Origin of the sequence: Achromobacter arsenitoxydans SY8, from assembly GCF_000236785.1 — a bacterium.
Taxonomy (GTDB): domain Bacteria; phylum Pseudomonadota; class Gammaproteobacteria; order Burkholderiales; family Burkholderiaceae_B; genus Achromobacter; species Achromobacter arsenitoxydans.
The window spans coordinates 12380-38753 of record NZ_AGUF01000060.1; the positions used below are offsets into that span (position 1 = coordinate 12380).

Here is a 26374-nt window from a genome sequence, read left to right on the forward strand (position 1 = left end):
TAAGGATATTTGCGGGATGTTGAATGCAGATTGAAAGAAGATGACCTAATCAATCTGTCCCCAGGTCCAGGTTGGCGAACAGATCCGCCAGCGTCGGCACGCTGCGGGCCGGCCAGATCGCGCTCAGGTCGAAGCTGGGCAGACGCTCGCCGTCGCGCACCTCGCAGAAGCGTACGCCGCGAAAGTCCATGGACCGGATCCAGCTGGGCAGCAAGGCCACGCCGCAACCGCCCGCCACGCAGGACAGCACCGTGAGCGTGCGGTTGGCCTCCTGCGCCACGTGGGCGTCATGGCCGCCCTTGCGCATGGCGTCCAGAATCCCCGCATAAAACGCCGGCAACTGCGCCTGCGGATACATCACCAGGCCCGCCTGCGCGATCTGCGCCATCGACACCTGGCCATCGGCGCCGACGTCGAATTCGTCGGGCACCGCCGCCACCAGGCGATCGCGCAACAGCTGGCGTTCCCGCATGCGCCCGCCCACCGCCACGGGCGTATGCATCAGGCCGATGTCGATTTCTCCGGTCTGCAGCGCTTCGGCCTGCTCGGCATTGCTCATCTCGCGCAAGATGATGCGCACGCCGGGCGCCTGCCGGCGCATTTCACGCAGCGCGCGCGGCAGGGTGTCGAACAGCGCCGATGACACCAAGCCTACCGTCAGCTGGCCCGCGCTGCCGCGCCCGATCTCGCGCGCGCGCCGTGCCGCCGCGTCGATGCGCGCCACGCTGGCGCGCACATCCTCCAGGATGGCCGTGGCGGCCGGCGTGGGCGTCGTGCCCTGGCGCGAACGCTCGAACAGCCGCACGCCCAGGTCCTTTTCCATGCGGGTCAGCGCCTGGCTGAGCGCCGGCTGCGCGATACCCAGCCATTCCGACGCGCGGCTGACGCTGCCCTGGTCCACGACCGCCAGGAAGTACCTCAGGTGCCGGGTTTCCATATCAATTCAATATATAAAAAGCAGTTTTACAGAATGGAAAACTATACATCGCCTACCTAGAATTCCGGCTATCAGAAGAACATCGCCGCCGCATGCCCGGCGCGCATCACGAGGAGACCGTTTTGCCCCCGCCCGTCACCGGCGCCGCCGTCGACACCCACGCCCACGTATTCCGGCAAGGCCTGGCGCTGGCCGACACGCGCCGCCACACGCCCGATTACGACGCCACGCTGGCCGATTACCTGGGCCTGCTGGACGCGCACGGACTGAGCCACGGCGTGCTGGTGCAGCCCAGCTTCCTGGGCACCGACAACAGCCACATGGTGGAGGCGCTGCGCGCCGCCCCAGAGCGCCTGCGCGGCGTGGCCGTCGTGAACCCGGACGTCTCCGAGGCCGGACTGCGATTGCTGGCCGATGCCGGCGTGGTCGGCATCCGCCTGAACCTGATCGGCCTGGACCTGCCCCTGCTGCAGACGCTCGCCTGGCGAACGCTGCTGGAACGCGTCAATGCGCTGGGCTGGCACGTGGAAGTGCACTTGCAGGCGGCGCGCCTGGAAGGCCTGATGCCCGCTTTGCTGGCGGCCGGCTGCCGCGTCGTGGTGGACCACTTCGGCCGGCCCGATCCCGCGCTGGGCGTATCCGACCCCGCCTTCCAGTACCTGCTGCGGCAAGCCGGCAGCGGCCAGGTCTGGGTCAAGCTGTCCGCGCCGTACCGCAACTGGAGCGCCCCCGCCTGCGCCGCGTCGGGCCGCCTGGCCGCGCAGCAGCTGCTGGACGCCTACACGCCTGAACGATTGATGTGGGGCAGCGACTGGCCCCATACCGAGCACCGCCATCTGGCGTCCTACCCCGCCGCCACGCAGTGGCTGGACGCCTGGATCGACGACCCCGCGCAGCGGCGCGTCCTGCTTGCCGACACCCCGCTGCGGCTATTCAAATTCCAAGGAGACACACCATGACCCCTATGTTCAAACGCCTGGCGCGCCGCGGCGCCCTGCTCGCTGCCGCGGGCATTTTGGCCGGCGCGGCCGGCGCGGCACACGCCGCCTACCCCGAGCGCGCTGTCACGCTGGTGGTCACCTATCCGCCCGGCGGCACCGTGGACGTGGTGGCCCGCCTGATCGGCCCCAAGCTCGCCGCCGAACTCGGCCAGCCCGTGGTCATTGAAAACCGCGGCGGCGCAGGCGGCATGATCGGCGGCGCCGTGGTCGCCAAGGCCAAACCCGATGGCTATACGCTGATGCTGGACGCGTCCAACCACGCCCAGAATCCCGCCCTGCACAGCAAGATGCAGTTCGACACGCTGGCTGATTTCGCGCCTGTGTCGCTGCTGCTGCGCGTGCCCAACGTGCTGGTCGTCACGCCCTCGTATGAAGTGAAGTCGGTGGCCGACCTGATCAAGCTGGGCCAGCCTGGCGCCAAGGACCACGTCTACTTCGCGTCGGCTGGCCCCGGCTCCGCCCAGCACCTGGCCGGCGAACTGTTCAACCTGCTTGCCAAGACCCAGCTCCAGCACGTCGCCTACAAAGGCGGCGGCCCGGCCATGATCGACGTGATGTCGGGCCAGGTTCCGGTGATGTTCGCGAGCATGGGCTCGGCCTGGCAGCACGTGAAAAACGGCAAGCTGCGCGCCGTGGCCGTCGGCGGCCTGGAACGCTCCAAGACCGCGCCCGACCTGCCCACCATCGCCGAGTCCGGCGTGCCGGGCTACGAGACCTATGAATGGAACGCCGTATTCGCGCCCGCCGGCACCCCGCCCGCCATCGTCGAGCAGGTGTCGCAAGCGCTGGCCAAGGTGTTGAAGGATCCCGCGATCGCCGAGCAGCTGGCCGGCATCGGCGCTGAACCCATCGGTTCCACCCCCGCCGACCTGGACGCCTTCCGCCGCGCCGAGATCGACAAGTGGCAGCGCGTCGTGAAGGAGGCGGGCCTGAAGCTGGATTGAGTACTGCCGGGCTTGCCAGCCCGGTTGCCGCGTAGCCGGTCCTGCGGCGCTCTTCGGAGCGCCGTTTTTTTTTGCCTGCCGCGAACGCGCAAAGACGCGGGAAGCTGGCGCGCTGGCGGGCGCGGCTATCATGGATGCCTCAGACAGTTTTCCGCAGGAACCCGCAGGATGGACAAGATCCGACTCGACAAATGGCTTTGGGCGGCACGCTTCTACAAGACGCGCAGCCTGGCCTCGCAGGAAATCGGCAAGGGCCGCGTTTTCGTCAATGGACAGCCCGCCAAGCCCGCGCGCGAAGTCGCGGCGGGCGACGTGATCGCCGTGCGCAAGGAAGACCCCGCCGTGCAGGTGCGCGTCGTGGCGGTCAGCGGAGTGCGCGGCCCGGCTCCGACCGCCCGCCTGCTGTACGAGGAAACGCCGGAAAGCATCGCCGCGCGCGAACGCGCAGCGGAAATGCGCCGCCTTGCGCCCGAACCGGCGCTAGGCATCGAGGCGGGACGCCCCACCAAGCGCGACCGGCGGCTGATCGACCAGATGCGGGGCAAGCCGCAATGAAGCGCGCCTCGACGGGCGGGCTGGTCTACTCCACCGAGACCGGCCGCATGTGCCCCGTATGCCGGCAGCCGATCGCGCAGTGCGCATGCAAACAGGCCGCGCGACCGGCGCCCGCCGGCGACGGCGTAGCGCGCGTATCGCGCGAGACCAAGGGCCGCGGCGGCAAGAGCGTAACGCTGGTCAAGGGGCTGGCGCTGGACCCCGTGGCGCTGGGCGTGCTGGGCAAGCAGCTGCGCACGGCCTGCGGCTCGGGCGGCACGGTGAAGGACGGCGTCATCGAGGTGCAGGGAGACCACTGCGACCGCATCATCGACGCGCTGACGAAACAAGGCCACCGCGCAAAACGCGCGGGCGGCTGAACCAGGTGAAACACATGACTGATCTTGCCGTGACGGATGTCGCCAGCTGGCACGCCCACGTGTACTTCGACGCGGACAGCCGCGATGCCGCGTTCGCGCTGCGCGAACGGGTGATTGCGCAATTCGGCGACAAAATGGAAATGGGGCGCTTTCATGAGCGCCCCGTCGGCCCGCATCCGCAATGGAGCTACCAGATTGCCTTCGCGCCGGAACAACTGGCCGCGATTGCGACGTGGCTGACGCTGAATCATGGCGCGCTGGACGTCTTCATGCATCCCAACACCGGCCATTCACTGCGCGACCACCGCGACTGCGCCGTGTGGATCGGGCGCAGCCACGTGCTGAACCTGGCGGCGCTGGGCGGCTGAACGCCTACAGCGCGCGTCCCACGATCAGCGAATCCAGCGCCATCTGCGCATCGTCGCTCTTGCCTTCATACGGGATGCGGCTGAGCACGTAGCGCATGGCGTTGAGCCGCGCGCGCTTCTTGCAGTCTGACTTCACGACGATCCAGGGCGCGTCCGCGGTATCGGTGTGCGCGAACATGGCTTCCTTGGCGCGGGTGTAATCGTCCCATTTGTCCAGCGACGCCAGGTCCACCGGGCTCAGCTTCCATTGCTTGAGCGGATGCACCTTGCGCTGCAGGAAACGGCGGCGCTGTTCTTCCTGGCTGACAGAGAACCACAGCTTGATCAGGATAATGCCGCTGGTGACCAGGTGGCGTTCGAAATCGGGCGTCTGGCGCAGAAAGGCCAGGTACTCATCCTGCGAGCAGAAGCCCATGACGCGCTCGACGCCCGCGCGGTTGTACCAGGAGCGGTCGAACATGACGATTTCGCCGGCGGTGGGCAGGTGCTGCACGTAACGCTGGAAGTACCACTGGCCCTTTTCCGTGTCCGACGGCTTTTCCAGCGCGACCACGCGCGCGCCGCGCGGGTTCAGGTGTTCCATCATGCGCTTGATGGTGCCGCCCTTGCCCGCCGCGTCGCGGCCCTCGAACAGGATGACCACGCGCTGGCCCGTCGCCTTGACCCAGGCCTGCAGCTTCAGCAATTCGACCTGCAGCTTGTACTTCTGCTTTTCGTAGTTCCGGCGCAGCATGCGATGGCGGTACGGGTAGATGCCCTCGCGCCAGTCCACCGCCAGCTCATCGTCGGGATTGCGGCGAATGCGCGCCGACTGCGTGTTGGCCTCGAGCAGCGCGCGATGCACGGCTTGCGCATCGTCCGGAGACAGTTCGTCGATGACGCAACGCAAGGCCTCGTGCGCCTCGCCGGGCGCGCCCACCTTGTAGCGGCGCGCGATATCGGACAACACTGCCGCAGTCTCCTGCCGGGCCGCGTCCTGGCGCGCCACCACGCGCTTGCGGATCTCGGCCGCGGGTTCGACGAAGGGCTCGGCTGCAGCCGTGGCGACGGGTTCGGCGACGGGCTGGACGGCAGCAAGCGGAGCGGCCTGTGCGGCCTTCCGGGCCGGAGCGCGACGCGCGACAGCCGTGCGCTTGGCGGCGCCCGTGGCCCGCTTTGCGGGCGTGGCGGCAACGTCTTGTTCGGTGGCTTGCGATGTCTTGTCTGTCATGGATCCTATCCTTGCTGCGCTGGTTCGCCAGGTCCGCGTCTGCCGGCCAGTCGCCGGCGACCCGTCAGGCAAAAACGACTACCCTAACTTGCGCCAGGGCGCGCCAGATTGATGAGAATCAACGGTTGTAACATTTTTACACTGACCTGACCCCATTACACTGGGCCTTTGTCTCCCTCTTTAGAAACCATGTGGTCATTCTTCAAGCGGCTGCTCGCCGGACCGCCGGCGCCCGAGGATCCCTTGCGGGAAACGGTGGGCTTCGACGATGCCGGTTTCACGCGCACCGGCGAACTGGCGCGCGCCATGGGCCTGCGGGAGTTCTGGCCGTGGAGCGAGATTCATGAATTCGGATTTCGCTACACGCAGGCCCTCTACCCCGATCCGTGGGCGGGCGACTACATGGAAAGCCTGTGGTTCGTGCGGGTTCCGTCCGACGGCGGCGGATTGATGACGATGGATTTCGACGCGTCCGTGCTGGATATCGACCATCTGCCGCCCGCCCTGCTGCGCAACTTGCCTGGCCTGGACCTGGACATGCTGCGGGCGGGACTGGCCGCAGCCGCGCGGGGCCGGCGCCATGACCAGGCCGAAGGCGAATGGGTGGGCTGGCGGCGCGCCGGCAGCCCACCGCCGCCGGCCTAACGCGCTACACCCGGTCCAGGCCCTGCTTGAGGTCCGCCAGGATGTCCTCGGGCGTTTCCAGGCCCACCGACAGGCGCAGCAGCCCTTCGGACAGGCCATAGCGCTCGCGGTCCTCGGCCGAGTAACTGGCGTGCGTCATCGACGCCGGATGCTGGATCAGCGTTTCCGGATCACCCAGGCTGACCGCGATGCGCGCCAGCTTCAGGCTGTTGAGCAGCGTCCTGCCCGCGGCCAGGCCGCCTTTCAATTCAAAGGCCACCAGGCCGCCACCCGCCGCCTGCTGGCGCAGCGCGATATCCGCGCCCGCGGTCCCGGCAAGGCCCGGGTAGAACACGTCGGCCACCGCCGGATGCTCGCGCAGCAGCTTGGCCACCTTCAGCGCGGATTCGCTGTGGCGCTGCACGCGCAGCTCCAGCGTCTTGATCCCGCGCAGCACCAGGAATGCGGTGAACGGCGACAAGGTGGCGCCGGTGAAATAGCGCAGCCCCTGCAGGCGGATCGCGTCGATGTGTTCTTTGCGGCCCAGCACGGCGCCGGCCAGCAGGTCGCCATGGCCGCCGAGGTACTTGGTGGCCGAGTGCAGCACGATGTCGGCGCCATGCTCCAGCGGGCGCTGCAGCACCGGCGTGGCGAAGGTGTTGTCGACGATGGTGAGCAGCCCCTTCCCGCGCGCAATGGCGGACACCGCCGCGATGTCGACCAGGCGCAGGTTCGGATTTGCGGGTGTCTCGAAGTAGACCGCGCGCGTCCTGGGGCCGATGGCGGCGGCCACCGACTGCGGCCGCGTGAAATCGGCGAATACGGCGCGCACGCCAAAGCGTTCCAGCCCCTGCGTGAACAGCGTGAAAGCGGTGCCGTAGACGATCTGGTCGACGACGATTTCATCGCCGCTGCGCAGCAGCGAGAACAGCGTGGCCGATATGGCCGCCATGCCCGACGCCGTCACGACACCTGCCTCGGCCCCTTCCAGCGACGCCAGGCGTTCCTCCAGCAGGGCCTGCGTGGGATTGCGCGTGCGGCCGTAGACGTAGCCCTGCTTTTCTCCCAGGCGGATCTGGTCGAAGGCTTCGATGCTGTCCTGCGTGTACGTGGAGGTCAGGTAGAGCGGCGGCGACAGCGCGCCCTGCTCATCCAGCGGGTCGTAACCCAGGTGAATGGCGCGCGTAGCGAAACCGTGTTGCCGGGTGTCGGACATGTTGAAACTCCTGTCATGGATGGACGCGAGGGCGCGATCGCCCTTGCCTTGAAATCGTGGTGGGCCTTTGCGGCGCGGCATTGACGGGGCGCGGGCGAGTCTTTACATTCGAAAGCCACTTCCCCCGTTTTCCTGGCGCGCCATGACTGACCCGCAAGAGCCCGCGTCGCCCCTGGCCGGCACACCCGCGGCCGCAGCGCCTTCGGATATGCGCGGACCCGCCGCGCCGCCGCCCCAGCCCGGCTGGGCGCTCAAGGCGGCCACCGCCGTGGTCTATGCCGCGATCCTGGCCTGGAGCGTCTTCAGCAGAGGCCCGGAGGGACTGCAGGCCGTCGCCATGCTTGCGCTGGGCTACGCGGTGATCCTGGGCCTCATCGTGTTCGCCGCGCTTGCCTTCTTTTCGCTGTGGCGCCGCTTCAGGACGCCCCGCAACCGCGCCCGCGTGATGCTGGGCCTGGGCGTGTTCCTGCTGGCCGCCGTCGTGCCGCCCTTCGCCGAACACAACGACGACAACCGCCAGCGCGACATCGCCAACGCCGAGATCCGCAAGGCCATCGACACGCTGCGCCAGCAGGCTGCCGGCGGCAGCGGCGCGCCAGAGGACGTGCCTGCCATCGACCCCGCGCCCCGGGCGTCGGGGCCCTACGGGGAAATGGAACGCGTCATGAAGACCGTGGCCGGCGCGCGTCTGGCGCAGCACCGCGCCTATCTGCAGGAACTGCAGGAAATCGGCCTGCCGCGGCTGTTCGACGCCAGGCGGCTGGCGCGCGACACCGGCCTGATCGAAAGCCGGCTCATCCTGGAGCAGGCCGAACGGCTTGTGCCCGGTTACCGCCGCCAAAGCCTGGACGTGCTGAACGGCATGCCGGCGCTGGTGCGCTCGCTGACCATCGCCGACGCCGAAAAGGACAAGATCCTGGCCGCGCTGCAGACGTCCAATGCGGCCAGCAACGCCAAGCTGACCCGCCTGTGGGATCTGGAATCGCAGATCCTGCGCGAATTCGGCCAGATGATCACATTGCTGGACGACAATCGGCAGTACTGGTACGCGGACAAGAACGAGCTGATGTTCGGCCGCGACGGCGACCTGCGCCGCTTCCGCCAGCACCAGGAGTCCGTCAGCCGGATGGTCGGCGAACAGGAGCAACTGGGCGTGCAATCGCTGGCAGCGGTGCCACAGGCGCCGCTGCGCTGAACCGCCCGCCGAACCTCCCGCTGAACCTCCATTTGCGCCGCGCATCGCCCGTTGCCTGTCCACGCTGCAGCCCGCCCCGCCTAACGCTTGTGGTCGGCCCGGCGCGACAGCCATTCGCCGGTGAACTGCACGATCGACACCAGCGCGATCAGGATAACGATCACCTCGAACATGACGCGGGTCTCGTAGCGTTCGTAGCCGTAGCGGATGGCCAGGTCGCCCAGTCCGCCCGCCCCCACCGCGCCGGCCATTGCCGACGCATTGATCATGGCGATCACGCTGACGGTCATGCCGCCGATGATGCCCGGCAAGGCCTCGGGCAGCAGCACGTGGCGCACGATGTGCCAGCGCCGGCAGCCCATGGCGCGGGCAGCTTCCACCAGGCCGTGGTCCACGTCGTTCAGGCTGACCTGCGCGATGCGCGCGAAAAAAGGGATCAGGTTGGCGGACAGCGGCACGATCGCCGCCCAGGTGCCCAGCGTCGTGCCCACCAGCAAGCGTGTGAACGGCAGCATCGCCACCAGCAGGATGATGAACGGGATGGCGCGGAAGGTGTTCACCGTGACGGACAGCGCCTTGTTCAGGCGCGGCCTGGGATACAGGTTTCCGGGCGCGGTCACCGTCAGCACCACCGCCAGCGCCAGTCCGGACACGATCGCTATGACCGCGGAAATGCCCACCATCGTGAGGGTCTGCAGGAAGGCCTGCAGGTACTTATCAAGCATCGGCAACGACATAACCCAGCACCTTTATCTGATCGGCCACCAGCGCGGCGCGCGCGGCCTCTTCCTGCAGGACGTCCGCCGGCACCGACACCAGCAGGCTGCCTTGCGCATGGCCGCGCAACCGGTCCAGCCCGCCGTGCAGCAAGGTCGCGCCCGGCCCCACGGCCGCCAGCGCCTGCAGCGAAACTCCGTCCGGGCGTCCTTGCCCGGTGAATTGCAGGCGCAGCACGGCGACGCCGGGACGGCCGTACAGGTCCGGCACCAGCCGGGCGGCCAGATCCGCCGGCAGGTCATGCTGCAGGGGCCGCAGCAGCGCGCGCGTGGCGTCCGCCTGGGGGTTGCCGAACACGCGCCAGACCTCGCCCAGTTCCACCTTGCGGCCGGCGTCCAGCACCAGCACTCGGTGGCAGACTTCGCGGATCACCGCCATGTCGTGCGTGATCAGCACCACTGTCAGCCCAAGTTTGCGGTTGATGTCGCGCAGCAGCGCCAGGATGGATTGCGTGGTCTCGGGGTCCAGCGCAGACGTGGCTTCGTCGCACAACAGGATTTCGGGTTCATGGACCAGCGCACGCGCGATGCCCACGCGCTGCTTCTGGCCGCCTGACAGTTTCGACGGATACACGTCCGCCTTGTCGCGCAGCCCCACCATGTCCAGCAGCGCCTCCACCCGCGCACGCGCGGCGGCCGGCTTCACGCCCGCCACGCGCAGCGGCAATGCGACGTTCTCAGCAACCGTCTTCGCGGACAGCAGGTTGAAGTGCTGGAAGATCATGCCGATGCGGCGGCGCAGGCCCACCAGCGCGTTCTCGTCCAGCCCGCCCACGTCCACGCCGTCCACCAGCACGCGGCCCGCGCTGGGGCGCTCCAGCATGTTGATCGAGCGCAGCAGCGTGGACTTGCCCGCGCCGCTGCGTCCGATGATGCCGAAGACCTCGCCGCGCGCGACCGGGAACGACACGTCGGACAGGGCGGCGACGGGGCCGGCGGGGCCCTGGTACTGCTTCTGCAGCCCCTCGAAAACAATGTGCGCGTCCGGGGCCGCGGACGCCGGCGCAAGGCCGCCGCCCGGAATGGAAAGCTCGCGTTGCATCATGGCCTAGAAGACGGGGATGACGGAGCCTTCGTACTTGCTCAGGATGAACTGGCGCACTTCCTCGGAGTGGTACGCCTTGACCAGCGCGGGCACCCAGGGCGCGTCCTTGTCCTTCTCGCGCACCGCGATGATGTTGACGTAGGGATTGTTTTCCTTCTTCTCCACAGCGATGCCGTCGCGCGTAGCGATCAGCCCGACCTGGTAGGCGAAGCTGTTGACGATGGCCGCGGTGTCCACGTCCGGCAGCGACCGGGCCAGCACCACCGAAGCGCTCTCCACGAAGTTGAGCTTCTTGGGGTTGGACGTCACGTCGGCCAGCGTGGCGGTGCCCGTGGCGGGGTCGAAGCCGTCCTTCAGCGTGATCAGGCCATGGTCGCGCAGGATCACCAGCGCGCGGGTCTGGTTGCTGGGATCGTTGGGAATGCCCACCTTGGCGCCTTCCGGCAGGTCCTTGAGCGACTTGTACTTCTTCGAATAGAACGCGATCGGCGAGATCAGCGTATTGGCCACCGGCACCAGCTTGTAGCCGCGCTGCTTGATCTGGTCGTTAAGGAAGGGAATGTGCTGGAAGGCATTGGCCTCCAGGTCGCCGTTGTTCAGCGCCTCGTTGGGGCTGGCGGTGCCGGTGATCACCACGGGCTCGACGGCCAGGCCATTCTTTTTGGCCACCTGGGTCACCACTTCCCAGATCTGCTCGTCCACGCCCCCGCGCACGCCAACCTTGAGCGGCTTCGGATCGGCCGAGAACGCCGGGCCATGGAACATGGCGGCCGACGCCAGCACCGCGCCCAGCAGGCGCTTGAGAACCGGCGCCCAAGCCGTGCGCGACTGGCGCGCGCCGCGCGCAACGCTTGGATCCCCGGACGTCCCGGCGGCAGGAATACGGATAGTCATGATGGAATCGCCTCTAAGTCAACGCAGTTATGAGAGAGACGATTCTAGGGACGGGACTTATGCGCGCGAACGAATAGTTGGTTGAGTCGTTATTACAGGCATCTTTGGATATGGCGGCGCGGCATATGCCGCGTCCCGTAGCGTGCGGCGCGCGGCAGAATGCGCCACGCTAGAACGGCTTGACCACCACGAGCGTCACGATGGCCGCGGCCGCCAGCACAGTGAACGGCGCATACAGGTCCACCATCGGCGGACGGCGGGCGCTGCCGCCGGCCATGCGCCGCAGCGATGCGCTCTGCATGCCCAGCAAGGCGGACAGGCCGAGCGCGCAGGCCACCTTGATCCAGATCCAGCCCATGGCGAACCAGCCGAACGTCATGGCCAGGTGCAGGCCGATAAGCCAGGTGACGACCATGGCGGGCGTGGTGACGAACAGGGTCCAGCGGCGCAGCGCATGGAGCATCTTGCGCTCCTTGGGCGCATCGTCGCCATCCTGCGGCTGCGAGGTCAGGAGAAACAGGGAGACGAACAGCGAGCCCACGAGCCAGGCCACGGCGGCCGCGACGTGGGCCATTTTCAGGAATTGGTAGGTCATGGCCGGCATTATCGCCGGTCGCGCATGGCCTGGCGCGACGGACCGACGCCGGCGATTTGCGCTACGGCAAACTCCCCGGCGTTCGGCTTGGCGCCGCCTGCGTCAGTTGCCGGCTTGCGGCGCGGCAGGTGCGGCGGACTCTGCGGCGGCAGGGGCCGGCGTCGCCGCAGGCTTGTCCTGGGGCGCAGCGGGTTTGTCCGCCGTTGCCGCCGGTGCAGGGTTCGCGGAGCCGGTAGCGGCGCCCGTTCCCGATTCGCCGCTAGCGGCCGGCGCAGGCTTGTCGCCGCCCGCCGCCGCAGGATTCAGCGTGTCTGCGGGCGCGTTGGGCGCGACCACCGGATCCGCCGGCACGGGCGGCGCCTTGGGTGCGGCGCTCTTGCCGCGCGCGGGCGCCGGTTCATGCGGCGCGGCGGCAGCCTGCGCATCGGGCAGGTAGCGCTGCAGCAGCTGGAAGAAGCCGTCATAGAACTTGGGCCGGGTCACGGTTTGGCTGCCCGTCTTCACCAGCGAATCGTCGCTGCCGCCGAAAGGCATGGAAACCTGCCCCAGCACGCTCACGCCCACGCTGGCGGAGTTGCCGGTGCGCTTGATCGAATAGCGGTCCTGCACGGCATTGGCGAACACGGTCGCGCGCTCATTCGAGCTGGCGTCCGACGCGCATTCGATATTGAAGCTGATCTGCGTGTGCTGCCCGTCCTCGCCCTGGAAATTCTTGTGCCCGGTCACGCGCGACGCATCGAACTTGTCGATGTTGTAGCCCTGGCTGAGCAAGGCGCGCCGCCCGGCGTCGCAGGCCGCGTTGCTGGCGGCGGGAAAGCTGCGCGAGAACGTGTCGCTCTGCGCGAAGTCCTCTCTTTCATAGGCGGGCTTGGGCGACGAGCATCCGGCCAGAACGGCCGCCAGCGTGGCAAGCAGGGGAAAAGCGATACGGCGGGTAATGCAGGGCATGACAGGTCCGGCTTTGGGCAACGACCTGCATTATCGGCCAAGAAAAAGGAAGGTTTATTGGGGACGGGTTTTGACGGTGATAGGTTGAAACAGTTTTGGGGTTCGGCGTCCTGGCGGCGCTTGTCCCAAACGCCGCCCAACGTATCGCACACGGCTGGCCTCACTGTGCCGTTTAGCTTGTCTTCAGGCGCCCTGATCCTTTGTGCCGGCACCGGTCTTGACGCGCTCGAACTCGGCACGCCGCGCTACGGCAAGCGCATCGCGCAGATTCAGTAGCAGCATGGCCTGCCCCCCTACATATCCGCCCAGCGCACTCTGCGCACGCCGCTCGATTTCATCTGCCGAGGTCAAGCCAAGCCGAACCAGCGCCGCAATGTCTTCTTTGTCGTTATCTGCCAGACGCGAAACCTTGCTGACCGCGAGGTCGACCGGGGAAAGGACTCGCAGCCGGAGATAGCCCGCGCCCAGATCAACGGGTATGGAATCTTCCTGATAGTCCTCGTGCATCAACGCAAAAGTGGAGTTGTAATTGGTATCGAAATAGATAACCTGCGGCGAACCATCCTCGAGGGTCACCTCCACCATCAGGTCATTGGGTAGAAATATGCGGCCCCCAAATTCTGCATCGACATCAGTTGTTACCCGACTGGCGGTATACAGGTGCACGGCCATGCCGCCTGCCAGGTAGACATTGACCGCGCGCGACAGCGAAAGCCGCTGTTCCAGCTGGCGAAGCAGATCGCGCAAGCCCTCGGCCAACGCCGTGTGAGTATGAAACAGTTGCTGTCCCGCCATGACTTCAGCGCGCCTCCAACTGGCTGCTCAACATGTCGCGCAGGCGCGGCAAACTGAAGATCCAGCCACTTTTCACGACGTCCGCCGGAGGCAGCCGTTCATCGGGGTGGGTGGAAAAATAGCGCTCGCTTGCCCCCATCAAACGCTTGGCTTCGCGCGGAAATCGGGATTGGACAACCATCGCCGCCAGCCGGAAGACATTGGCTTCGCGCTGATCCAGGGCGCTCGATTGCGCTTCCCGCGCCGCCAGGGCGCAACGGGCGAGCAACGCGGTTTCAAGTTCTCGTGCTGTCATGGCCTTCGCCCTTTGTGGCGGAGTGCTGTCGGTTTCGCTTCAAGGAATGTACCCCGAAACAAGCGCGAAGCGCACCGCCATGCCATCAAGCCGCCACCGCCCGTTCCACCAGAACGCAGCGCACCTCGTGCCCCCGCGCAACTGGCACGATGTCGGGAACGGCCTCCCGGCACCGCGGCTGGGCGTGGCCGCAGCGCGGCGCGAATGAGCAGCCGGGCGGCAAGGCGGCCAGGTCGGGCGGCGAACCCGGGATGGTTTCCAGGCGCTGGCCTTTCTGCATGGCGCCGTGAGCCCGGCCCTTGAGCAAGGCCTGGGTGTACGGATGACGCGGCGCCCGCAGCAGGTCGACGAGTGCGCCCTGCTCCACGATCCGCCCGCCGTACATGACCGCCACGCGGTCGGCGATTTCGGCGGCCGCGCCGATATCGTGCGTGACAAAGACGATGGACAGCCCCAACTCGCGCTGCAATTCGCGCAACAGCAGCAGGATCTGGATCTGCACGGTGGCGTCCAGCGCCGTGGTGGGTTCATCGGCCAGCAGCACCTTGGGCGAGCACGACAGGGCCAGCGCGATCATCGCGCGCTGGCGCATGCCGCCGGACATTTCGTGCGGATACGCCTGCAGCCGCCGTTCGGGGCTGGGAATGCGCACCCGCTCGAACAGCGACAGCGCCTGCGCGCGCGCCTCGGCGGCGCTCTTGCCGGTGTGCCGGCGCACCATTTCCTCGATCTGCCGGCCCACCGTGTACACGGGATCCAGCGCCAGCAGCGGCTCCTGAAACACCATGGACACCACCGGTCCGCGCAGCGCGGCCAGTTCGCGCGGATTCATGCCCAGCACGTCGCGGCCGTCCACCAGCATCTCGCCACGCATGCGGGTACGGCGCGGCGGATGCAGCCGCATCAGAGCGCGCAGGGTGACGCTCTTGCCGGAGCCGGATTCGCCGATCAGCGCCACGGCCTCGCCGCGTCCCACGTCCAGGCTCACGCCGCTGAGCGCCTGCACGGTCTTGGCGCCCGCCTGAAAGGCGACTTCCAGGTTGCGGATGCTGACCAGGGGTTGCGTCGCGGCCGTCATGACAGGGCTCCAGAGGCGGCATAGCCGGATTCGGGTTGATGGATCAGGCAGCGCACGGCGTGGCCGTCGCGCTGCGTCATGGCCGGCGCTTCCCGAGCGCACGCCGCCCGCGCCTGGGCACAGCGCGTATGGAAGCGGCAGCCCGCGGGCGGATCAATGGGATTGGGCGGATCGCCAGACAGCGGCGCGGACTCGGTGCGCACGCCGGGTTCCATCGACGGCATGGACCGCAGCAGCGCCTGCGTGTAGGGATGGCGCGGCGCGTCGAACACCTGGTCCACCGGCCCCAGTTCGACCACCTGGCCCAGGTACATAACCATGACGCGGTCCGAGATGTAGCGCACCACGTTCAGATCGTGGCTGATGAACATGTAGGTCAGGCCGAAATCGTCCTTCAGGTCCAGCAGCAGGTTCAGGACCTGCGCCTCGACGGACTTGTCCAGCGCGGACACGGCTTCGTCCAGGATGACCAGCCGCGGGTTCAGCGCCAGCGCGCGCGCGATGTTGACGCGCTGGCGCTGGCCGCCGGACAGCTCGTGCGGATAGCGGCCGGCGAAGCGCTGCGCGTCCAGCCCCACGCGGCCCAGGAGCCCGCGCGCCGCCGCGATGGCCTCGCGCGCCGGGCTGCCGTGCACCCGCGGCCCGAACGCGATGGAATCCTCGATGGTCATGCGGGGATTGAGCGACGAATAGCTGTCCTGGAACACCATCTGCGTCTGGCGGCGGAACTCGCGCAGGGCCAGCGCGCGCGAGCCGACGGCGACGCCGTCAAAGACCAGTTCGCCGCGGTCCTGGCCGATAAGCTGCATCACCAGCCGCGCCGTCGTGGACTTGCCGCAGCCAGACTCGCCCACCACGCCCAGGGTTTCGCCTTTTTTTACGTCGAAGTCCACGCCGTCGACGGCGCGCACCGCGTTGCCGCCCTGCCGCCGCGACAGCGGATCGCGCTTCAGGGGAAAGTGCTTGACCAGGCCGCGCACGCTCAACAGCGGCTGGGCCGGTCCGCCCAGGTCTTCGTGCCCGGGACGACGGATTTCCGTGACGTCGTTCATTCCTTGACCTCCATGGCGGAGCGCAGCCCGTCGGACAGCAGGTTGAAGGACATGGAGGTGATGAAAATCATCACGCCCGGCAGCGCCGCCACCCAGGGCTGCGTGTAGATCGCGGTGCGCAGGGTGTTCAGCATCAGGCCCCACTCGGGCTCCGGCGGCCGCACGCCCAGTCCCAGGAACGACAGCCCGGAAGCCAGAATCATCGACACCGAAATGAGGCTGGTCGAATACACAAAGATAGGGCCCAGCACGTTGGATAGCACATGCGCCCGCACGATGGTCAGCGGCCGCGCGCCGGACGCCCTTGCCGCGTCCACGTAGTCGCTGCGCCGCACCTGCGTGGTGACGCTTTCGGCCACGCGCACGATCTGCGGGATGAAGACGATGGTGAGCGACAGGATTGCGTTGAAGATGCCCGCGCCCAGCGTGCCCGACAGCGCGATGGCCAGCAGCACCGACGGGAACGCGTAGAACACATCCACCACCCGCATGATGATGGTGTTGGTCCAGCCGCCCGCGTAGCCCGCCAGAATGCCGATGGCGCTGCCCACCACGAAGGCGGCGATGACCGGCACGATGCCCATGAACAGCGACAGGCGTGCGCCCAGCATCAGGCGCGACAGCATGTCGCGTCCCAGCTCGTCCGCGCCCAGCGGATAGCCTTCAGTGCCGATGGGCCGCAGGCGCTTGAGCATGGAGGCCTGGAAGGGGTCGGCCGGCGTGATCCACGGCGCCAGGATCGCCATGACGATCAGCGCCAGGATAACGGCGCCTGCCGCCAGCGCCACCGGGTCGCAACGCAGCCGGCGCAGCACGTTGGACCAGTAGCCCGGGGACCTTGCCACGGGGGCCTGGGGCGCAGGCGCGGCCAGGCTTGCAACGGATTCGGTCATGATCTCAGTTCCTTTCGATGCGCGGGTCGAACAGGCCTTGCAGGATGTCGACCACCAGGTTCAGGACCACGAAGAACAGCGCCAGCACAAGAATCGTTCCCTGCAGCAGCGGCAGGTCGCGCTGGAAGATGGCCGCGTTGAGCAAAAAGCCCGTTCCTGGCCACGAGAACACGGTCTCGATGAGGATGGAGCCGCCCAGCAGATAGCCTAGCTGCAGTCCCATCACGGCCAGCGCCGTGGGCGCACAGTTTTTCACTACGTGCAGGAACACGCCCAGGTCGTTCAGGCCGCGCGCGCGCAGGCCCACCACGAACTCCTGCGACAGGGTCTCGGCCACCAGCGCGCGCACGGTGCGGGCGATGATGCCCATCGGGATCACGGACATGGTGACCGCCGGCAGGATCATGTGGCGGAAATGCGCCCAGTCGGCCACCCATTCGCCCGAACCGCCCGGCCCCGCGCCGGTTGGCGGCAGCCACATCAGCTGCGTCGAGAAAATGATGACCAGCACCATGCCCAGCCAGTAGTGCGGCACGCTCACGCCGACGACGGACACCAGCGACGCCGCCCGGTCCATCGGCGAATTGCGGTAATAGCCGCCCACGAATCCCAGAAAGGCGCCCACGACAAAGCCCAGCAGCGTCGCCAGACAGGCCAGCCGCAGCGTGTTGCCCACGGCGTTGAACACTTCGGCGGCGACGGGCCGGCCGCTGGCGATCGACGTACCCAAGTCGCCATGCAGCGCACGCCACAACCAGCCCGCGAATTGCTCAAACAGCGGACGGTCAAAGCCGTAGAGCTGCATGAGCTGGCGCTGCAGGTCGGCAGACGCGTCGGGCGGCAGGATGGACACCAGCGGATCGCCGGGCGCCAGGTGAATCAGCAGGAAACAGAGCAGCGCGACCCCCACCATGATGGGCAGGGCGTACACCACGCGCCGGAAGATATAGGACAGCATAGGCGTCACCGGCTAGGGTCCGTAGACCGCGGAAGGAGCCACGCGCGGGCCCCGAAAAGCGCCGGACGCCTCGCACGGAGGCCTCCGGCGCGTTCAAGATCAGTCCATAGACATCGTGGCGATGTCGATGAACCAGCTCTTGGGCTGCACCACGCCCTTGACCTTCGGCGAGATGGCGCGCGGACCCACGTCGTGCGCGATCCAGACGAACGGCGCCTCTTCCACCACGCGCGCGTGCAGCTTGGCCAGGGCGGCGTCGCGTTCGGCGGGCGTGAAGGTGGTGCGGGCGTCCTTGATCAGGCCGTCGATTTCGGCGTTGCCGAAGTAGCCCCAGTTGTTGGACGCGGGCGGGAAGGTCTTGGTGCTGACGAAGCGCACGATGGCGAAGAACGGGTCCATGGCGGCGAAGCTGACGTTGATGGCGTCGCTGCCGTTAGCGGACGGGTCTTTCGCGCCCTTGCGCCAGTTGGTGAACAGGGTGTTCCACTCGACCACGTCGAAGCTCACGTCGAAGTAGCAGTCCTTCAGGTTCTGCTGCACGAACTCGTTCATGGGCAGGGGCTGCATCTGGCCGGAGCCGGACGCGGACGTCTGCACCTTCACCTTCACCGGTTTGGCCTTGGAATAGCCCGCGTCGGCCATCAGCTTGCGCGCCGCGTCCGGGTCGTACTTGATGGCGAACTTGGGATCGCCCCACCACGGATGGCCGGGAGGCACCGTGCCCTTGGGCTCGCCCATCATGCCGCCCAGCAACTGCTTGAGTTCGCCGCGGTTCACGCACAGGTTGGCGGCCTGGCGCACGCGCTGGTCCAGCCAGGGCGAGCCTTCCTTGAACGAGAGCTGCCACGGCCACACGTGCGGCTGCTCATTGGAATAGATGACAAAGCCGCGGCTCTTGATAGCCTCGAACGCGTCCGGGGCCGGCGCCTCGATCCAGTCGACCTGGCCCGACATCAGCGCCGCCGTGCGCGAATTGGCCTCCGGCAGCGGCAGCATCACCACGCGGTCGATCTTCGGGCGGCGCTTTTCATCCCAGTACGCGTCGTACTTGACGACTTCCAGGCGTTCGCGCGGCACGAACTTCGACATCTTGAAGGGGCCGGTGCCCGAAGCGTCCGCCGCGAACGCGGCCCAGGCCTTCTGCGAGCGCTCGGCCGGGTCGGTCACCGACGCCGGCACCTCGGCCAGCTTCTTGTTCCACTGCGCGGGCGACGCCATGTACAGATTGGTCAGGTTGATGGGCAGGAACGAATCCGGCTCGGACGTCGTCAGCTCCACCGTCAGATCGTCGATCTTCCTGGCCGACTTCAGCGTCGGCATGCGCGAGGCCGTCACGCCGACCTGGCTCGCGTCGAACTGCGGCGCGCTCTTGTCCAGGACCTTGCCGACGTTCCACACCACCGCATCGGCATTGAAGGCCGACCCGTCATGGAACTTCACGCCCGGGCGCAGCTTGAACACCCACTTGGTCTTGTCCGCGCCGTCCACCTCCCATGACACCGCCAGGGCGGGGATCAGCACGCTGGCCTCGTCCTTCTTGGAAAGGTCCCATTGCGTCAGGCCGTCGTACATCGGGATGCCGGTGAAGCGGTTGCCCTCGAAGCCCTGGTCGGGCTGGCCCAGGGTGCGGGGAATGTCCCCCGCCGTCATGGCGATGCGCAACACCTTTTCTGCGTGCGCCGCGCCGGGCGCGACGGCCCCTGCGCCCGCGGCTGCCAGCGCGATGGCGGCGGCCAGGGTTTTGATGCGGATACTCCGTGTCTGCATTGTGGTTCTCCAATGTCTTGCATGGGGTAAAGCCGGGGAGGAAACCAACCCTGGACTTGCGCGTCCCCGCGAAGGCGCGTCGCAAGTGCACAGAGTTAGTACACAAAATTTGTGTAAGCAATATCCATGCCAATCGGGAACGCGGCAAAGCGTCCCGAGGCAAGGCAGACAAGGAGGCAGGGAATACCAGAACGGCGGGCGTGGCCGGCGCTGGCACCAAAGCGGCGCAGCATGCGCCGCGCTGGTGCAGCACGGCTTCAGCGGGCGATGCCCGCCTGCGCCAGCATGGCGCGCAGCAGGACATTGCATCCCGCTTCCAGGTGATCGGGACGGGCGTCCTCGATCTCGTTGTGGCTGATGCCGTCCTTGCACGGCACGAAGATCATGGCGGTCGGCGCCACGCGCGCCAGATAGACCGCGTCGTGCCCGGCGCCGCTGACCACGTTCATCGCCGACAGCGACAGGTCGCGCGCGCCCTCGCGCACCGCCTGCACCAGACCGGGCGCGAACGGCTGCGGCGCGAAATACACAACCTGCTCCACCTGCACGGTCACGCCCCCGGCTTGCGCCGCCGCGTCCGCCGCCGCGCGCAGGGCGGCATCCATCGCCGTCAGCGTGGCGTCATCCGCCGCGCGCAGGTCCACCGTCATGCGCACGCGTCCCGGAATCACGTTGCGCGAATTGGGGAACACATCCATCCAGCCAACGGTCCCGCGCGCGTCGGGCGCGTGCGCCAGCGCGATGTCGTTCACGGCCCGCACCAGATCGGACGCGGCCAGCAGGGCATCGCGCCGCAGCGGCATCGGGGTCGGGCCGGCATGCGCCTCCACGCCCGTCAGCACCACGTCATACCAGCGCTGGCCCAGGGCGCCCGTCACCACGCCGATGACCGTATCCGCAGCCTCCAGCACCGGACCCTGTTCGATATGGGCCTCGAAGTACGCGCCCACGCCGTCCGGACGCGCAGGCGGCACGGCCTCTTTGCCGTCGTAGCCGATGGCGGCCAGCGCGTCGCGCACGCTCACCCCTTCGCGGTCCTGCTGGTCCAGGGCATGCGCCAGCGTGAACGCGCCCGCGTAGACGCCCGACCCCATCATCACAGGCACGAAGCGCGAGCCCTCTTCGTTGGTCCATACCGCCAATTCCAGCGGCGCCTCGGTCTGCACATCCGCGTCGTTCAGGGTGCGCAGCACTTCCAGGCCCGCCAGCACGCCGTAGTTGCCGTCGAACTTGCCGCCCGTGGGCTGGGTGTCGATGTGGCTGCCGGTCATCACGGCCGGCAACGCGTTGTTGCGCCCCGGCCGCCGGGCAAAGATATTGCCGATGGCGTCCACCCGGACCTCACAGCCGGCGTCTTCCACCCAGCTCACGAACAGGTCCCGGCCCTGGCGGTCCAGGTCGGTCAGCGCAAGACGGCACACGCCGCCTTTTTCGGTGCCGCCGATGCGGGCAAGATCCATCAGGGACTGCCACAGACGCGCACCGTCGACGCGCAGGTCGGCCAAGGTTTCGGAAGCGGGGGCAAGGCTCATGTGAACTCCTGGTAAGGGAACGGCCGCGGCGCCGCGGCCAGGCGTGCGCACGATTCTGTGCTGTGTACCAGCGCCGCGCAATGGCGGCTTGCACCGCGTCCGGCTCACTGTACAGGTCCACCGGACGCGTCTGTACAGGCGCCCCGCCCTGCCCCCGTCCGCCTATTTGTCCAGCTCGGCCAGCAGCCGCGCCGCCAGCCTGACCCGCGCCTCGTTCGGATAGTTGCGATTGGCCAGGATGACGATCCCCATCTTGCGCGCCGGCACGAACGCCACATACGCGCCGAACCCGTTGGTGGTGCCCGTCTTGTTGATCCATGCGTCGGCCTGCGGCGCCAGCGGCGGCGTCAGGGCTGTGACCGCATGGCTCTGGCTGAAGAGCGTGCCGGCATTGGCCGCCAGCAGCGTGTCCAGCTTCACCGGATACGGAACCTGCTCCCAGACCATGTCCTGCGTCATCCCGCCCACCTGGTAGTAGCCCACGTGCGTATCGGCGATGGCGCGCCGGATGTCCTTGTCCAGCACGTCCATGTCCATGCTGGCCTCGACGTAGCGCAGCATGTCGCGCGCGCTGGACTTCGCGCCATAGGCTTCGGCCGCAAGCACGCCGGGGTTCAGGCGCACGGGCGCACCCTGCTTGTTGTAGCCCTGCGCGTAGCGCGATGCCTTGGCCGCGGGCACGTCGATGTACGTGCTGGACAGCCCCAGCTTCGGAAACAGCTCTTTTTCCATCGCCTGCGTGAAGGGCTGCTTCATGCTCGCGGCGGCGACCACGCCCAGCATTCCGATGCCGGGATTGGCGTAGCTGCGCTGCGTGCCCGGCGGGTGCTCGGGCTGCCACGCCTTCAGGTAGGCCATCAGCTCCGCGTCGTTGCGCACGCTGTCCGGAACCTGCAGCGGAAAGCCGCCGGTGGTGTGCGTGGCCAGGTTCAACAGCGTCAGCTTCGCGAATTCGCTGCCGGCCAGTTCGGGCAGGAACCGGGCCGGGCTGTCGGTCAGCGCCAGCAGGCCCTTGGCCTGGGCATAGGCCGCCAGTGTGGCCGTAAAGGTCTTGCTGATGGATCCGAGTTCGAACAGCGTGTCCCGCGTGACCGCCCGCCGCGTCTGCAGCGATTCCACGCCGTAGGTGTAGAAGCGCTGCCTGCCCTGGTGCGTGATGGCGATCGCCAGCCCGGCGATGTCGTGCTCGCGCATGACCTCGCGGGCCGCTTCGTTCACGACGCTGTCGATATACGGCAGTTCGGAACGCGCGAAGGCGGCGCCGGTCGCGCCGGCGAACATGCCGGTGAAAAGCAGGCTCGCGCAGAGCCTTCGTCGAATGTGCATGGTGTGTCCTTGATGTATCGGTCGAATGCCGGGCCGCCGCCGCACGCTATGCCTCGCCACACTCCCAACGCACCACCACGTCGAACGTTTCGTCGTCGACTGGCGGCAGGAGGGCCTCGGCTGCAAGCACGGCGTCCGGGCCGGCCAGCGCGCCCGGCTCGCCCGTCGCGCAACGCGCGGCATCTGCCAGCAGGCGATCCAACCCGGCCCGCATGGCATCGGGCAAGTATGCCTTCACGACATGGATGTTCTCCCTGACGCATGTCACGCTTTCTTCCGGGCTGAAGCCGTCCTCGATCAGATGCGTGCATTCCTGCGCGCTGCGCAACAGCGCGTCGAAGACGAAGGCATCAAACGACGCCCATTCGATGCGCGCGTCGTCGCTGTCGTGCCAGACCAGCGCAACGCCGATGCCGCCATCGGCGGTGGGTGTCAGGCAATAGGCGTCGCCCGCGCCCGTTTCCGCAAACGGCAGGAAACGCCTGCCATGCTGGTAGGCAGGGTTCAGCCATTCCTGCACGGTCTCGCTGGCCTGTCCGGCGTCGATCCATTCCAGGTCGGCCATGCACGACAGCACGGGCCTCGCGGCCAGCGTGTTGCCCTTCCAGTCCGAGCGCCAGGCCTCGATGTCGCCGTAGCCCGTGAGGCCCGCGTCGATCAGTTGGCGCAGCGCGCCGGGCAGGGCAATGCCGCTGGCTTCGGCCAGTTCAGCGTAGGTCGCCATCCGTCAATTCCTTCTTTAAAACTCGATGGTTTCCAGGAAGATCTCCGCTTCCTGTTCGTCGCCCAGCACGCGGGCCAGGTCGCGCAGTGCGCGCTCGCGATGCGCGGGCTTGATCTCCCAGTCGTCGTCGTGCAAGTCTTCGTCGGCCTCCAGACACACCAGCCCGACCGCGGCCAGCGCCGCCGCCAGCGTGGGCAGGTCCGGCGCCAGCTCGTCCGGGTTCCAGGCGCCCGCGCCGTGCATGGCGTACAGGATCCGCCCGCTATCGGTTTCCAGGATGAACGGATCCGCATTCCGGTCCGCGATAACCAGCCAGTTGTCCTGCCACTGCGGCACGCGCTGGCCGTTGGAGGCGTCCCAGCGATAACCGGCCTGCAGGTTCCACAGGCGGTGCAGCGGAGGGAAGCTGATATTGGTTTCCGACAGCGTGATGCCGACTGGGCCCACGTTCTCGTGGTAGGTCGAGCCCCACGGGCCCACCTGCTCGTAGAAGTCGGCCAGCACCGGCGGCAGCGGGATGCCGCCGTTCCACTGGTTGCGCGGCTGCGGGCGCAGTTCGCCGAACCGGGCGAACTGGCCGCGGAGTTGGGGGAAGCTTGTCATTGTCGCAAGGGGATCTGTTCAAAAATAAAGCGCGCCGCGCGCGCGGCGCCAGACCGCATTTTGCTACAGTTGAGGCCCCGACCCGGATCCCACGTCCGCCCGGTTCCACACCCGCGGACGGTTTGGGCAACCTGCTCTCGACCACGGAACGACCATGCGCACAACGACCGCTGTTTCCGCCCGCCCTTCCCGGATACGGGGCCTGACCGCCCGGCTGGCCCTGGCCGCCGCGGCCAGCCTTGCCGCCGGCGCCTGCGCCCAGGCGCAACAATGGTTCGACGTGCCGCCCCACCGCGACCTGCCCAACGCCTCCATTCGCATCTCGGGCCAGCCGGATTCGCGGCAGGCGTCGGGCACCGCCAAAGGGAAAATGGAATTCAGGTACGCCTCGCCCCAGGCCATCCCGGGCGCGAACAAGAATAGCGGACGCTACAACCGTTCCGTGACGGACGTGATGTTCAGCTGCCGGCGCACCCAGGTGGGCTTTCTGCCGGCCACCAGCTATTACATGAACGACAAGCTTATCGCCTCTGTGGGCGACGAAACCCCGGATGAGCGCCAGGTGCAGTTCGTCCGGTTTCCGGAAGACAGCCCGCAGATGAAGGCGTTGCGGGTAGCCTGCGGCAAGTAGGCAAGCGCGGCGCCGCTAAGATCATCCTGGCATCCCTTTGCGCTGACACCGCGCTGGAGGCAAACGATGAAACCCCTGGACAATGGCGTGACCGTCGCCTTGGCGACGCAAGCGGACGACAAGCTGGTGCAGGCCTTCGCACGGCTGCTGCCGCAACTGTCCAAGAGCGCACCCGCGCTGTCGAAGGCCGACCTGGACGAAATCATCCGGGCGCCCAGCAATCACGTATTCGTGGCCACGATGGAACCCGATCAGCGCATCGTGGGCACGCTGACGCTGGTGCATTTCCGCATCCCGACGGGTGTGCGCGCCTGGATCGAGGACGTGGTGGTGGACGAGCAGGCGCGCGGGCTGAAGGTGGGCATGGCGCTGACGCATGCGGCCATCGTGAAGAGCCGCGAACTGAAGGCGCGGACGCTGGACCTGACGTCCAACCCCAGCCGCCTGTCCGCGCACCACCTGTATGAATCGGCCGGCTTCGTCATGCGCGATACGCGCGTGTACCGCCATCAGGGCTGATGCCCGCCGGCGCTACTGGTAGCGCTCGCGGTACCCCACCGGCGACATACCGCAGTACTTGTTGAAGATGTCGCGGAACGCCTTGGTGTCGTTGTAGCCGACTTCGTACATGACTTCCGCGACGCTCTTGCGCGAGGTCTCCAGGCGCTGCTTGGCCGCTTCCACGCGCACGCGCTGCACGTATTCGACGATGCTGTTGCCGGTGGCCTGGCGGAAGCGCCGTTCCAGCGTGCGGCGGCCCAGCGCGTGGCGGTCGGCCAGCTCTTCGACGGTGATCTTTTCCGTGTAGCGTCCTTCGATGTAGTCCTGCACGGCCCGCACAATGTCGTCCGCGTGGGCCTTTTGGCCCATGAAGACGCTGAACGGCAACTGGCTCTGGCGGCTCCAGTCCAGCTGGAAGTACTTGGCGCACCAGATCGCGGTGTCGCGGTCGGTGTACTTTTCGATCAGGTGCAGAACCAGGTGCGCCGCCGAAAACGCGCCCCCGCTGGTGTAGACGCCGTTTTCCGCCATGACGACGCGGTCGCTGATCCACTGCACGCTGGGGAACAGGCTGGCGTACAGGTTCTGCGCGACCCAGTGGACCACCGCCTGCTGGCCGTCCAGCACCCCGCCTGCGGCCAGCAGCGCGGCGCCCATGCACAGGCTGGCGACTTCGCCGCCATCGCGGTGGTGGCGCGACAGCCATTCGATGAGCTCACGGTTGGTCAGGACGGCGTCGGACACCGAACCCAGCAGCGGCGGCGCAATGGCGATGTGGATGTCGCGCGCGTCCGCCAGCACCATGTCGGCCTGCACCTTGATACGGCCGTCGTCCAGGCTGACCTCGCGCGTCAGGCCCAGGGTCCGGACGTGGAACCTGGGCTCGCGGCCATGTGCGGCGAGGTATTCATTGGCGACCAGGAAGCCATGGCGCGCGGTTTCCAGCGCGGCGATATTGGCCCCCTTGGGCAGCAGGAACGCGACGTTTTTCATGTCGCCAAGCATACGCCTGCACGCTGACGCAATCTACCCGCAAGATTGTCGCAATCGCCTATCTGAAACACGCCGGGATCCCGATACAGTGACATCTGCCGGCCCTGAATCCGGACGGCTGCCGGGGCGGCTCGCGGGCGTCCTGGCGCAAAACAGAACAACACGGACCCAAGGAGTGACTGATGGAAAAGTACATAGATGGTTTCCTCTTGAGCGTGCCCACGGCCAACCTGGACGCGTACAAGAAAATGGCCCAGCGCGCAGAAGGAATCTGGCGGGAACACGGCGCCCTCGACTACCGGGAAGGCGTCGCGGATGAAATCGACGGCGAAGGCTTCGCGTCGTTCAGCGCGGCGGCCGGAGCGCGCGAAGGTGAAACAGTGGTATTCGCCTGGATCCTCTACCCCAGCAAGGAAGAACGCAACCGCATCAACGCCAAGGTCATGGCGGATCCTCGCCTGGCGGACATGTGCTGCGACGGCGTGTTCGACGTCAAGCGCATGTGCTGGGGAGGGTTCGCCACCCTGGTCGGAAACTAGGGCTGCGCCACAAGCGCCGC

At 67.4% G+C, this 26374-nt stretch carries 30 protein-coding genes; 10 read left to right on the forward strand and 20 right to left on the reverse strand.

Annotation, left to right across the window (positions count from 1 at the left end; all coding sequences use genetic code 11):
- Positions 1–49: 49 nt before the first annotated feature.
- A complete protein-coding gene (locus KYC_RS19410) occupies positions 50–937 on the reverse strand; it encodes a LysR family transcriptional regulator (protein ID WP_008165510.1) in 888 nt (295 codons plus the stop codon).
- Between the two features lie 92 nt (positions 938–1029).
- Between KYC_RS19410 and KYC_RS19415 the strand changes: the two genes are divergently transcribed.
- The 5 genes from KYC_RS19415 to KYC_RS19435 all read left to right on the forward strand — a co-directional run bounded on the left by KYC_RS19415 (position 1030) and on the right by KYC_RS19435 (position 4164).
- Positions 1030–1896, forward strand: coding sequence for an amidohydrolase family protein (locus tag KYC_RS19415; protein ID WP_008165512.1), 867 nt, complete (start codon positions 1030–1032; stop codon positions 1894–1896).
- A complete protein-coding gene (locus KYC_RS19420) occupies positions 1893–2882 on the forward strand; it encodes a tripartite tricarboxylate transporter substrate binding protein (RefSeq protein WP_043518952.1) in 990 nt (329 codons plus the stop codon). Before KYC_RS19415 ends, KYC_RS19420 begins: the two co-directional genes overlap by 4 nt.
- A 168-nt stretch (positions 2883–3050) precedes the next feature.
- The gene (locus tag KYC_RS19425; protein ID WP_008165515.1) at positions 3051–3437 is read left to right on the forward strand and encodes an RNA-binding S4 domain-containing protein; all 387 of its coding nucleotides are present in this window, start codon (positions 3051–3053) and stop codon (positions 3435–3437) included.
- Positions 3434–3796, forward strand: coding sequence for a translation initiation factor Sui1 (locus KYC_RS19430; protein WP_008165518.1), 363 nt, complete (start codon positions 3434–3436; stop codon positions 3794–3796). The genes KYC_RS19425 and KYC_RS19430 overlap by 4 nt, the downstream gene beginning before the upstream one ends.
- Positions 3797–3810: 14 nt before the next feature.
- Positions 3811–4164 carry a DOPA 4,5-dioxygenase family protein gene (locus KYC_RS19435; RefSeq protein WP_008165520.1) on the forward strand — a complete coding sequence of 118 codons (354 nt, stop codon included), beginning with the start codon at positions 3811–3813 and terminating at the stop codon, positions 4162–4164.
- Between the two features lie 4 nt (positions 4165–4168).
- Here the strand turns inward: KYC_RS19435 and ppk2 are convergent, their stop codons facing one another.
- Positions 4169–5374, reverse strand: coding sequence for a polyphosphate kinase 2 (ppk2, locus tag KYC_RS19440; RefSeq protein ID WP_008165521.1), 1206 nt, complete (start codon positions 5372–5374; stop codon positions 4169–4171).
- 189 nt (positions 5375–5563) lie between these two features.
- Between ppk2 and KYC_RS19445 the strand changes: the two genes are divergently transcribed.
- Positions 5564–6019, forward strand: a complete 456-nt coding sequence (locus tag KYC_RS19445; protein ID WP_008165522.1) for a hypothetical protein — start codon at positions 5564–5566, stop codon at positions 6017–6019.
- A 4-nt stretch (positions 6020–6023) separates the two neighbouring features.
- Here KYC_RS19445 and KYC_RS19450 read toward each other — a convergent pair whose 3' ends face one another.
- Positions 6024–7214: a trans-sulfuration enzyme family protein gene (locus KYC_RS19450; protein WP_008165523.1), complete on the reverse strand. Its 1191-nt coding sequence runs from the start codon at positions 7212–7214 to the stop codon at positions 6024–6026.
- A 142-nt stretch (positions 7215–7356) separates the two neighbouring features.
- On the opposite strand from KYC_RS19450, the gene KYC_RS19455 reads away from it, so the two are divergent.
- Positions 7357–8409: a MerC domain-containing protein gene (locus KYC_RS19455; RefSeq protein ID WP_238531964.1), complete on the forward strand. Its 1053-nt coding sequence runs from the start codon at positions 7357–7359 to the stop codon at positions 8407–8409.
- An 80-nt stretch (positions 8410–8489) separates the two neighbouring features.
- On the opposite strand, the gene KYC_RS19460 is transcribed toward KYC_RS19455, so the two are convergent.
- The 16 genes from KYC_RS19460 to KYC_RS19535 all read right to left on the reverse strand — a co-directional run bounded on the left by KYC_RS19460 (position 8490) and on the right by KYC_RS19535 (position 23690).
- A complete protein-coding gene (locus tag KYC_RS19460; protein ID WP_008165525.1) occupies positions 8490–9146 on the reverse strand; it encodes a methionine ABC transporter permease in 657 nt (218 codons plus the stop codon).
- Positions 9127–10230 carry a methionine ABC transporter ATP-binding protein gene (locus KYC_RS19465; protein WP_043518953.1) on the reverse strand — a complete coding sequence of 368 codons (1104 nt, stop codon included), beginning with the start codon at positions 10228–10230 and terminating at the stop codon, positions 9127–9129. The genes KYC_RS19460 and KYC_RS19465 overlap by 20 nt, the downstream gene beginning before the upstream one ends.
- Before the next feature lie 3 nt (positions 10231–10233).
- The gene (locus tag KYC_RS19470; RefSeq protein WP_238531967.1) at positions 10234–10995 is read right to left on the reverse strand and encodes a MetQ/NlpA family ABC transporter substrate-binding protein; all 762 of its coding nucleotides are present in this window, start codon (positions 10993–10995) and stop codon (positions 10234–10236) included.
- Positions 10996–11293: 298 nt separating this feature from the next.
- Positions 11294–11719, reverse strand: coding sequence for a CopD family protein (locus tag KYC_RS19475; RefSeq protein WP_238531965.1), 426 nt, complete (start codon positions 11717–11719; stop codon positions 11294–11296).
- A gap of 102 nt (positions 11720–11821) precedes the next feature.
- On the reverse strand, positions 11822–12667 hold the full coding sequence (locus tag KYC_RS19480) for a DUF2242 domain-containing protein (protein ID WP_008165529.1): 846 nt from the start codon (positions 12665–12667) through the stop codon (positions 11822–11824).
- 183 nt (positions 12668–12850) lie between these two features.
- Complete coding sequence (locus KYC_RS19485; RefSeq protein WP_008165530.1) at positions 12851–13462, reverse strand: DUF6036 family nucleotidyltransferase; 612 nt, start codon at positions 13460–13462, stop codon at positions 12851–12853.
- Positions 13463–13466: 4 nt separating this feature from the next.
- The gene (locus tag KYC_RS19490) at positions 13467–13757 is read right to left on the reverse strand and encodes a hypothetical protein (protein WP_043518954.1); all 291 of its coding nucleotides are present in this window, start codon (positions 13755–13757) and stop codon (positions 13467–13469) included.
- An 85-nt stretch (positions 13758–13842) separates the two neighbouring features.
- Positions 13843–14835 carry an ABC transporter ATP-binding protein gene (locus KYC_RS19495; RefSeq protein ID WP_008165533.1) on the reverse strand — a complete coding sequence of 331 codons (993 nt, stop codon included), beginning with the start codon at positions 14833–14835 and terminating at the stop codon, positions 13843–13845.
- On the reverse strand, positions 14832–15887 hold the full coding sequence (locus KYC_RS19500; protein ID WP_008165534.1) for an ABC transporter ATP-binding protein: 1056 nt from the start codon (positions 15885–15887) through the stop codon (positions 14832–14834). Before KYC_RS19500 ends, KYC_RS19495 begins: the two co-directional genes overlap by 4 nt.
- Positions 15884–16780: an ABC transporter permease gene (locus KYC_RS19505; protein WP_008165535.1), complete on the reverse strand. Its 897-nt coding sequence runs from the start codon at positions 16778–16780 to the stop codon at positions 15884–15886. Before KYC_RS19505 ends, KYC_RS19500 begins: the two co-directional genes overlap by 4 nt.
- A gap of 4 nt (positions 16781–16784) precedes the next feature.
- Entirely contained in the window at positions 16785–17738 is a 954-nt protein-coding gene (locus KYC_RS19510) for an ABC transporter permease (protein WP_008165536.1), read from the reverse strand.
- Between the two features lie 99 nt (positions 17739–17837).
- Entirely contained in the window at positions 17838–19505 is a 1668-nt protein-coding gene (locus tag KYC_RS19515; RefSeq protein WP_008165537.1) for an ABC transporter substrate-binding protein, read from the reverse strand.
- A 257-nt stretch (positions 19506–19762) separates the two neighbouring features.
- The gene (locus tag KYC_RS19520; protein WP_008165538.1) at positions 19763–21037 is read right to left on the reverse strand and encodes a Zn-dependent hydrolase; all 1275 of its coding nucleotides are present in this window, start codon (positions 21035–21037) and stop codon (positions 19763–19765) included.
- Between the two features lie 162 nt (positions 21038–21199).
- On the reverse strand, positions 21200–22363 hold the full coding sequence (gene ampC, locus KYC_RS19525) for a class C beta-lactamase (protein WP_081478069.1): 1164 nt from the start codon (positions 22361–22363) through the stop codon (positions 21200–21202).
- Positions 22364–22409: 46 nt separating this feature from the next.
- Positions 22410–23087 carry an SMI1/KNR4 family protein gene (locus KYC_RS19530; protein ID WP_008165540.1) on the reverse strand — a complete coding sequence of 226 codons (678 nt, stop codon included), beginning with the start codon at positions 23085–23087 and terminating at the stop codon, positions 22410–22412.
- Between the two features lie 15 nt (positions 23088–23102).
- The gene (locus KYC_RS19535) at positions 23103–23690 is read right to left on the reverse strand and encodes an SUKH-4 family immunity protein (protein WP_008165541.1); all 588 of its coding nucleotides are present in this window, start codon (positions 23688–23690) and stop codon (positions 23103–23105) included.
- Between the two features lie 154 nt (positions 23691–23844).
- Between KYC_RS19535 and KYC_RS19540 the strand changes: the two genes are divergently transcribed.
- Both KYC_RS19540 and KYC_RS19545 read left to right on the forward strand, forming a co-directional pair.
- A complete protein-coding gene (locus KYC_RS19540; RefSeq protein WP_008165543.1) occupies positions 23845–24321 on the forward strand; it encodes a hypothetical protein in 477 nt (158 codons plus the stop codon).
- A 66-nt stretch (positions 24322–24387) separates the two neighbouring features.
- Positions 24388–24840: a GNAT family N-acetyltransferase gene (locus tag KYC_RS19545; protein WP_008165546.1), complete on the forward strand. Its 453-nt coding sequence runs from the start codon at positions 24388–24390 to the stop codon at positions 24838–24840.
- Positions 24841–24852: 12 nt separating this feature from the next.
- Here the strand turns inward: KYC_RS19545 and KYC_RS19550 are convergent, their stop codons facing one another.
- On the reverse strand, positions 24853–25827 hold the full coding sequence (locus KYC_RS19550) for a GlxA family transcriptional regulator (RefSeq protein ID WP_008165547.1): 975 nt from the start codon (positions 25825–25827) through the stop codon (positions 24853–24855).
- 170 nt (positions 25828–25997) lie between these two features.
- Here KYC_RS19550 and KYC_RS19555 point away from each other — a divergent pair, with 170 nt between their 5' ends.
- The gene (locus KYC_RS19555) at positions 25998–26354 is read left to right on the forward strand and encodes a DUF1428 domain-containing protein (protein WP_008165549.1); all 357 of its coding nucleotides are present in this window, start codon (positions 25998–26000) and stop codon (positions 26352–26354) included.
- Positions 26355–26374 lie beyond the last annotated feature (20 nt).

Bases quoted from the DNA above. Each gene is read 5' to 3' on its own strand.
- KYC_RS19510 (WP_008165536.1), bottom strand. From the start codon at position 17,738: ATGCTGTCCTATATCTTCCGGCGCGTGGTGTACGCCCTGCCCATCATG.
- KYC_RS19460 (WP_008165525.1), bottom strand. From the start codon at position 9,146: ATGTCGTTGCCGATGCTTGATAAGTACCTGCAGGCCTTCCTGCAGACC.
- KYC_RS19535 (WP_008165541.1), bottom strand. From the start codon at position 23,690: ATGACAAGCTTCCCCCAACTCCGCGGCCAGTTCGCCCGGTTCGGCGAA.
- KYC_RS19475 (WP_238531965.1), bottom strand. From the start codon at position 11,719: ATGACCTACCAATTCCTGAAAATGGCCCACGTCGCGGCCGCCGTGGCC.
- KYC_RS19500 (WP_008165534.1), bottom strand. From the start codon at position 15,887: ATGAACGACGTCACGGAAATCCGTCGTCCCGGGCACGAAGACCTGGGC.
- KYC_RS19540 (WP_008165543.1), top strand. From the start codon at position 23,845: ATGCGCACAACGACCGCTGTTTCCGCCCGCCCTTCCCGGATACGGGGC.
- KYC_RS19420 (WP_043518952.1), top strand. From the start codon at position 1,893: ATGACCCCTATGTTCAAACGCCTGGCGCGCCGCGGCGCCCTGCTCGCT.
- KYC_RS19410 (WP_008165510.1), bottom strand. From the start codon at position 937: ATGGAAACCCGGCACCTGAGGTACTTCCTGGCGGTCGTGGACCAGGGC.
- KYC_RS19470 (WP_238531967.1), bottom strand. From the start codon at position 10,995: ATGTTCCATGGCCCGGCGTTCTCGGCCGATCCGAAGCCGCTCAAGGTT.
- KYC_RS19520 (WP_008165538.1), bottom strand. From the start codon at position 21,037: ATGAGCCTTGCCCCCGCTTCCGAAACCTTGGCCGACCTGCGCGTCGAC.
- KYC_RS19465 (WP_043518953.1), bottom strand. From the start codon at position 10,230: ATGATGCAACGCGAGCTTTCCATTCCGGGCGGCGGCCTTGCGCCGGCG.
- KYC_RS19490 (WP_043518954.1), bottom strand. From the start codon at position 13,757: ATGACAGCACGAGAACTTGAAACCGCGTTGCTCGCCCGTTGCGCCCTG.
- KYC_RS19515 (WP_008165537.1), bottom strand. From the start codon at position 19,505: ATGCAGACACGGAGTATCCGCATCAAAACCCTGGCCGCCGCCATCGCG.
- KYC_RS19505 (WP_008165535.1), bottom strand. From the start codon at position 16,780: ATGACCGAATCCGTTGCAAGCCTGGCCGCGCCTGCGCCCCAGGCCCCC.
- KYC_RS19450 (WP_008165523.1), bottom strand. From the start codon at position 7,214: ATGTCCGACACCCGGCAACACGGTTTCGCTACGCGCGCCATTCACCTG.
- KYC_RS19415 (WP_008165512.1), top strand. From the start codon at position 1,030: ATGCCCGGCGCGCATCACGAGGAGACCGTTTTGCCCCCGCCCGTCACC.
- KYC_RS19545 (WP_008165546.1), top strand. From the start codon at position 24,388: ATGAAACCCCTGGACAATGGCGTGACCGTCGCCTTGGCGACGCAAGCG.
- KYC_RS19530 (WP_008165540.1), bottom strand. From the start codon at position 23,087: ATGGCGACCTACGCTGAACTGGCCGAAGCCAGCGGCATTGCCCTGCCC.
- ampC (WP_081478069.1), bottom strand. From the start codon at position 22,363: ATGCACATTCGACGAAGGCTCTGCGCGAGCCTGCTTTTCACCGGCATG.
- KYC_RS19480 (WP_008165529.1), bottom strand. From the start codon at position 12,667: ATGCCCTGCATTACCCGCCGTATCGCTTTTCCCCTGCTTGCCACGCTG.
- ppk2 (WP_008165521.1), bottom strand. From the start codon at position 5,374: ATGACAGACAAGACATCGCAAGCCACCGAACAAGACGTTGCCGCCACG.
- KYC_RS19455 (WP_238531964.1), top strand. From the start codon at position 7,357: ATGACTGACCCGCAAGAGCCCGCGTCGCCCCTGGCCGGCACACCCGCG.
- KYC_RS19430 (WP_008165518.1), top strand. From the start codon at position 3,434: ATGAAGCGCGCCTCGACGGGCGGGCTGGTCTACTCCACCGAGACCGGC.
- KYC_RS19550 (WP_008165547.1), bottom strand. From the start codon at position 25,827: ATGCTTGGCGACATGAAAAACGTCGCGTTCCTGCTGCCCAAGGGGGCC.
- KYC_RS19495 (WP_008165533.1), bottom strand. From the start codon at position 14,835: ATGACGGCCGCGACGCAACCCCTGGTCAGCATCCGCAACCTGGAAGTC.
- KYC_RS19445 (WP_008165522.1), top strand. From the start codon at position 5,564: ATGTGGTCATTCTTCAAGCGGCTGCTCGCCGGACCGCCGGCGCCCGAG.
- KYC_RS19555 (WP_008165549.1), top strand. From the start codon at position 25,998: ATGGAAAAGTACATAGATGGTTTCCTCTTGAGCGTGCCCACGGCCAAC.
- KYC_RS19485 (WP_008165530.1), bottom strand. From the start codon at position 13,462: ATGGCGGGACAGCAACTGTTTCATACTCACACGGCGTTGGCCGAGGGC.
- KYC_RS19425 (WP_008165515.1), top strand. From the start codon at position 3,051: ATGGACAAGATCCGACTCGACAAATGGCTTTGGGCGGCACGCTTCTAC.
- KYC_RS19435 (WP_008165520.1), top strand. From the start codon at position 3,811: ATGACTGATCTTGCCGTGACGGATGTCGCCAGCTGGCACGCCCACGTG.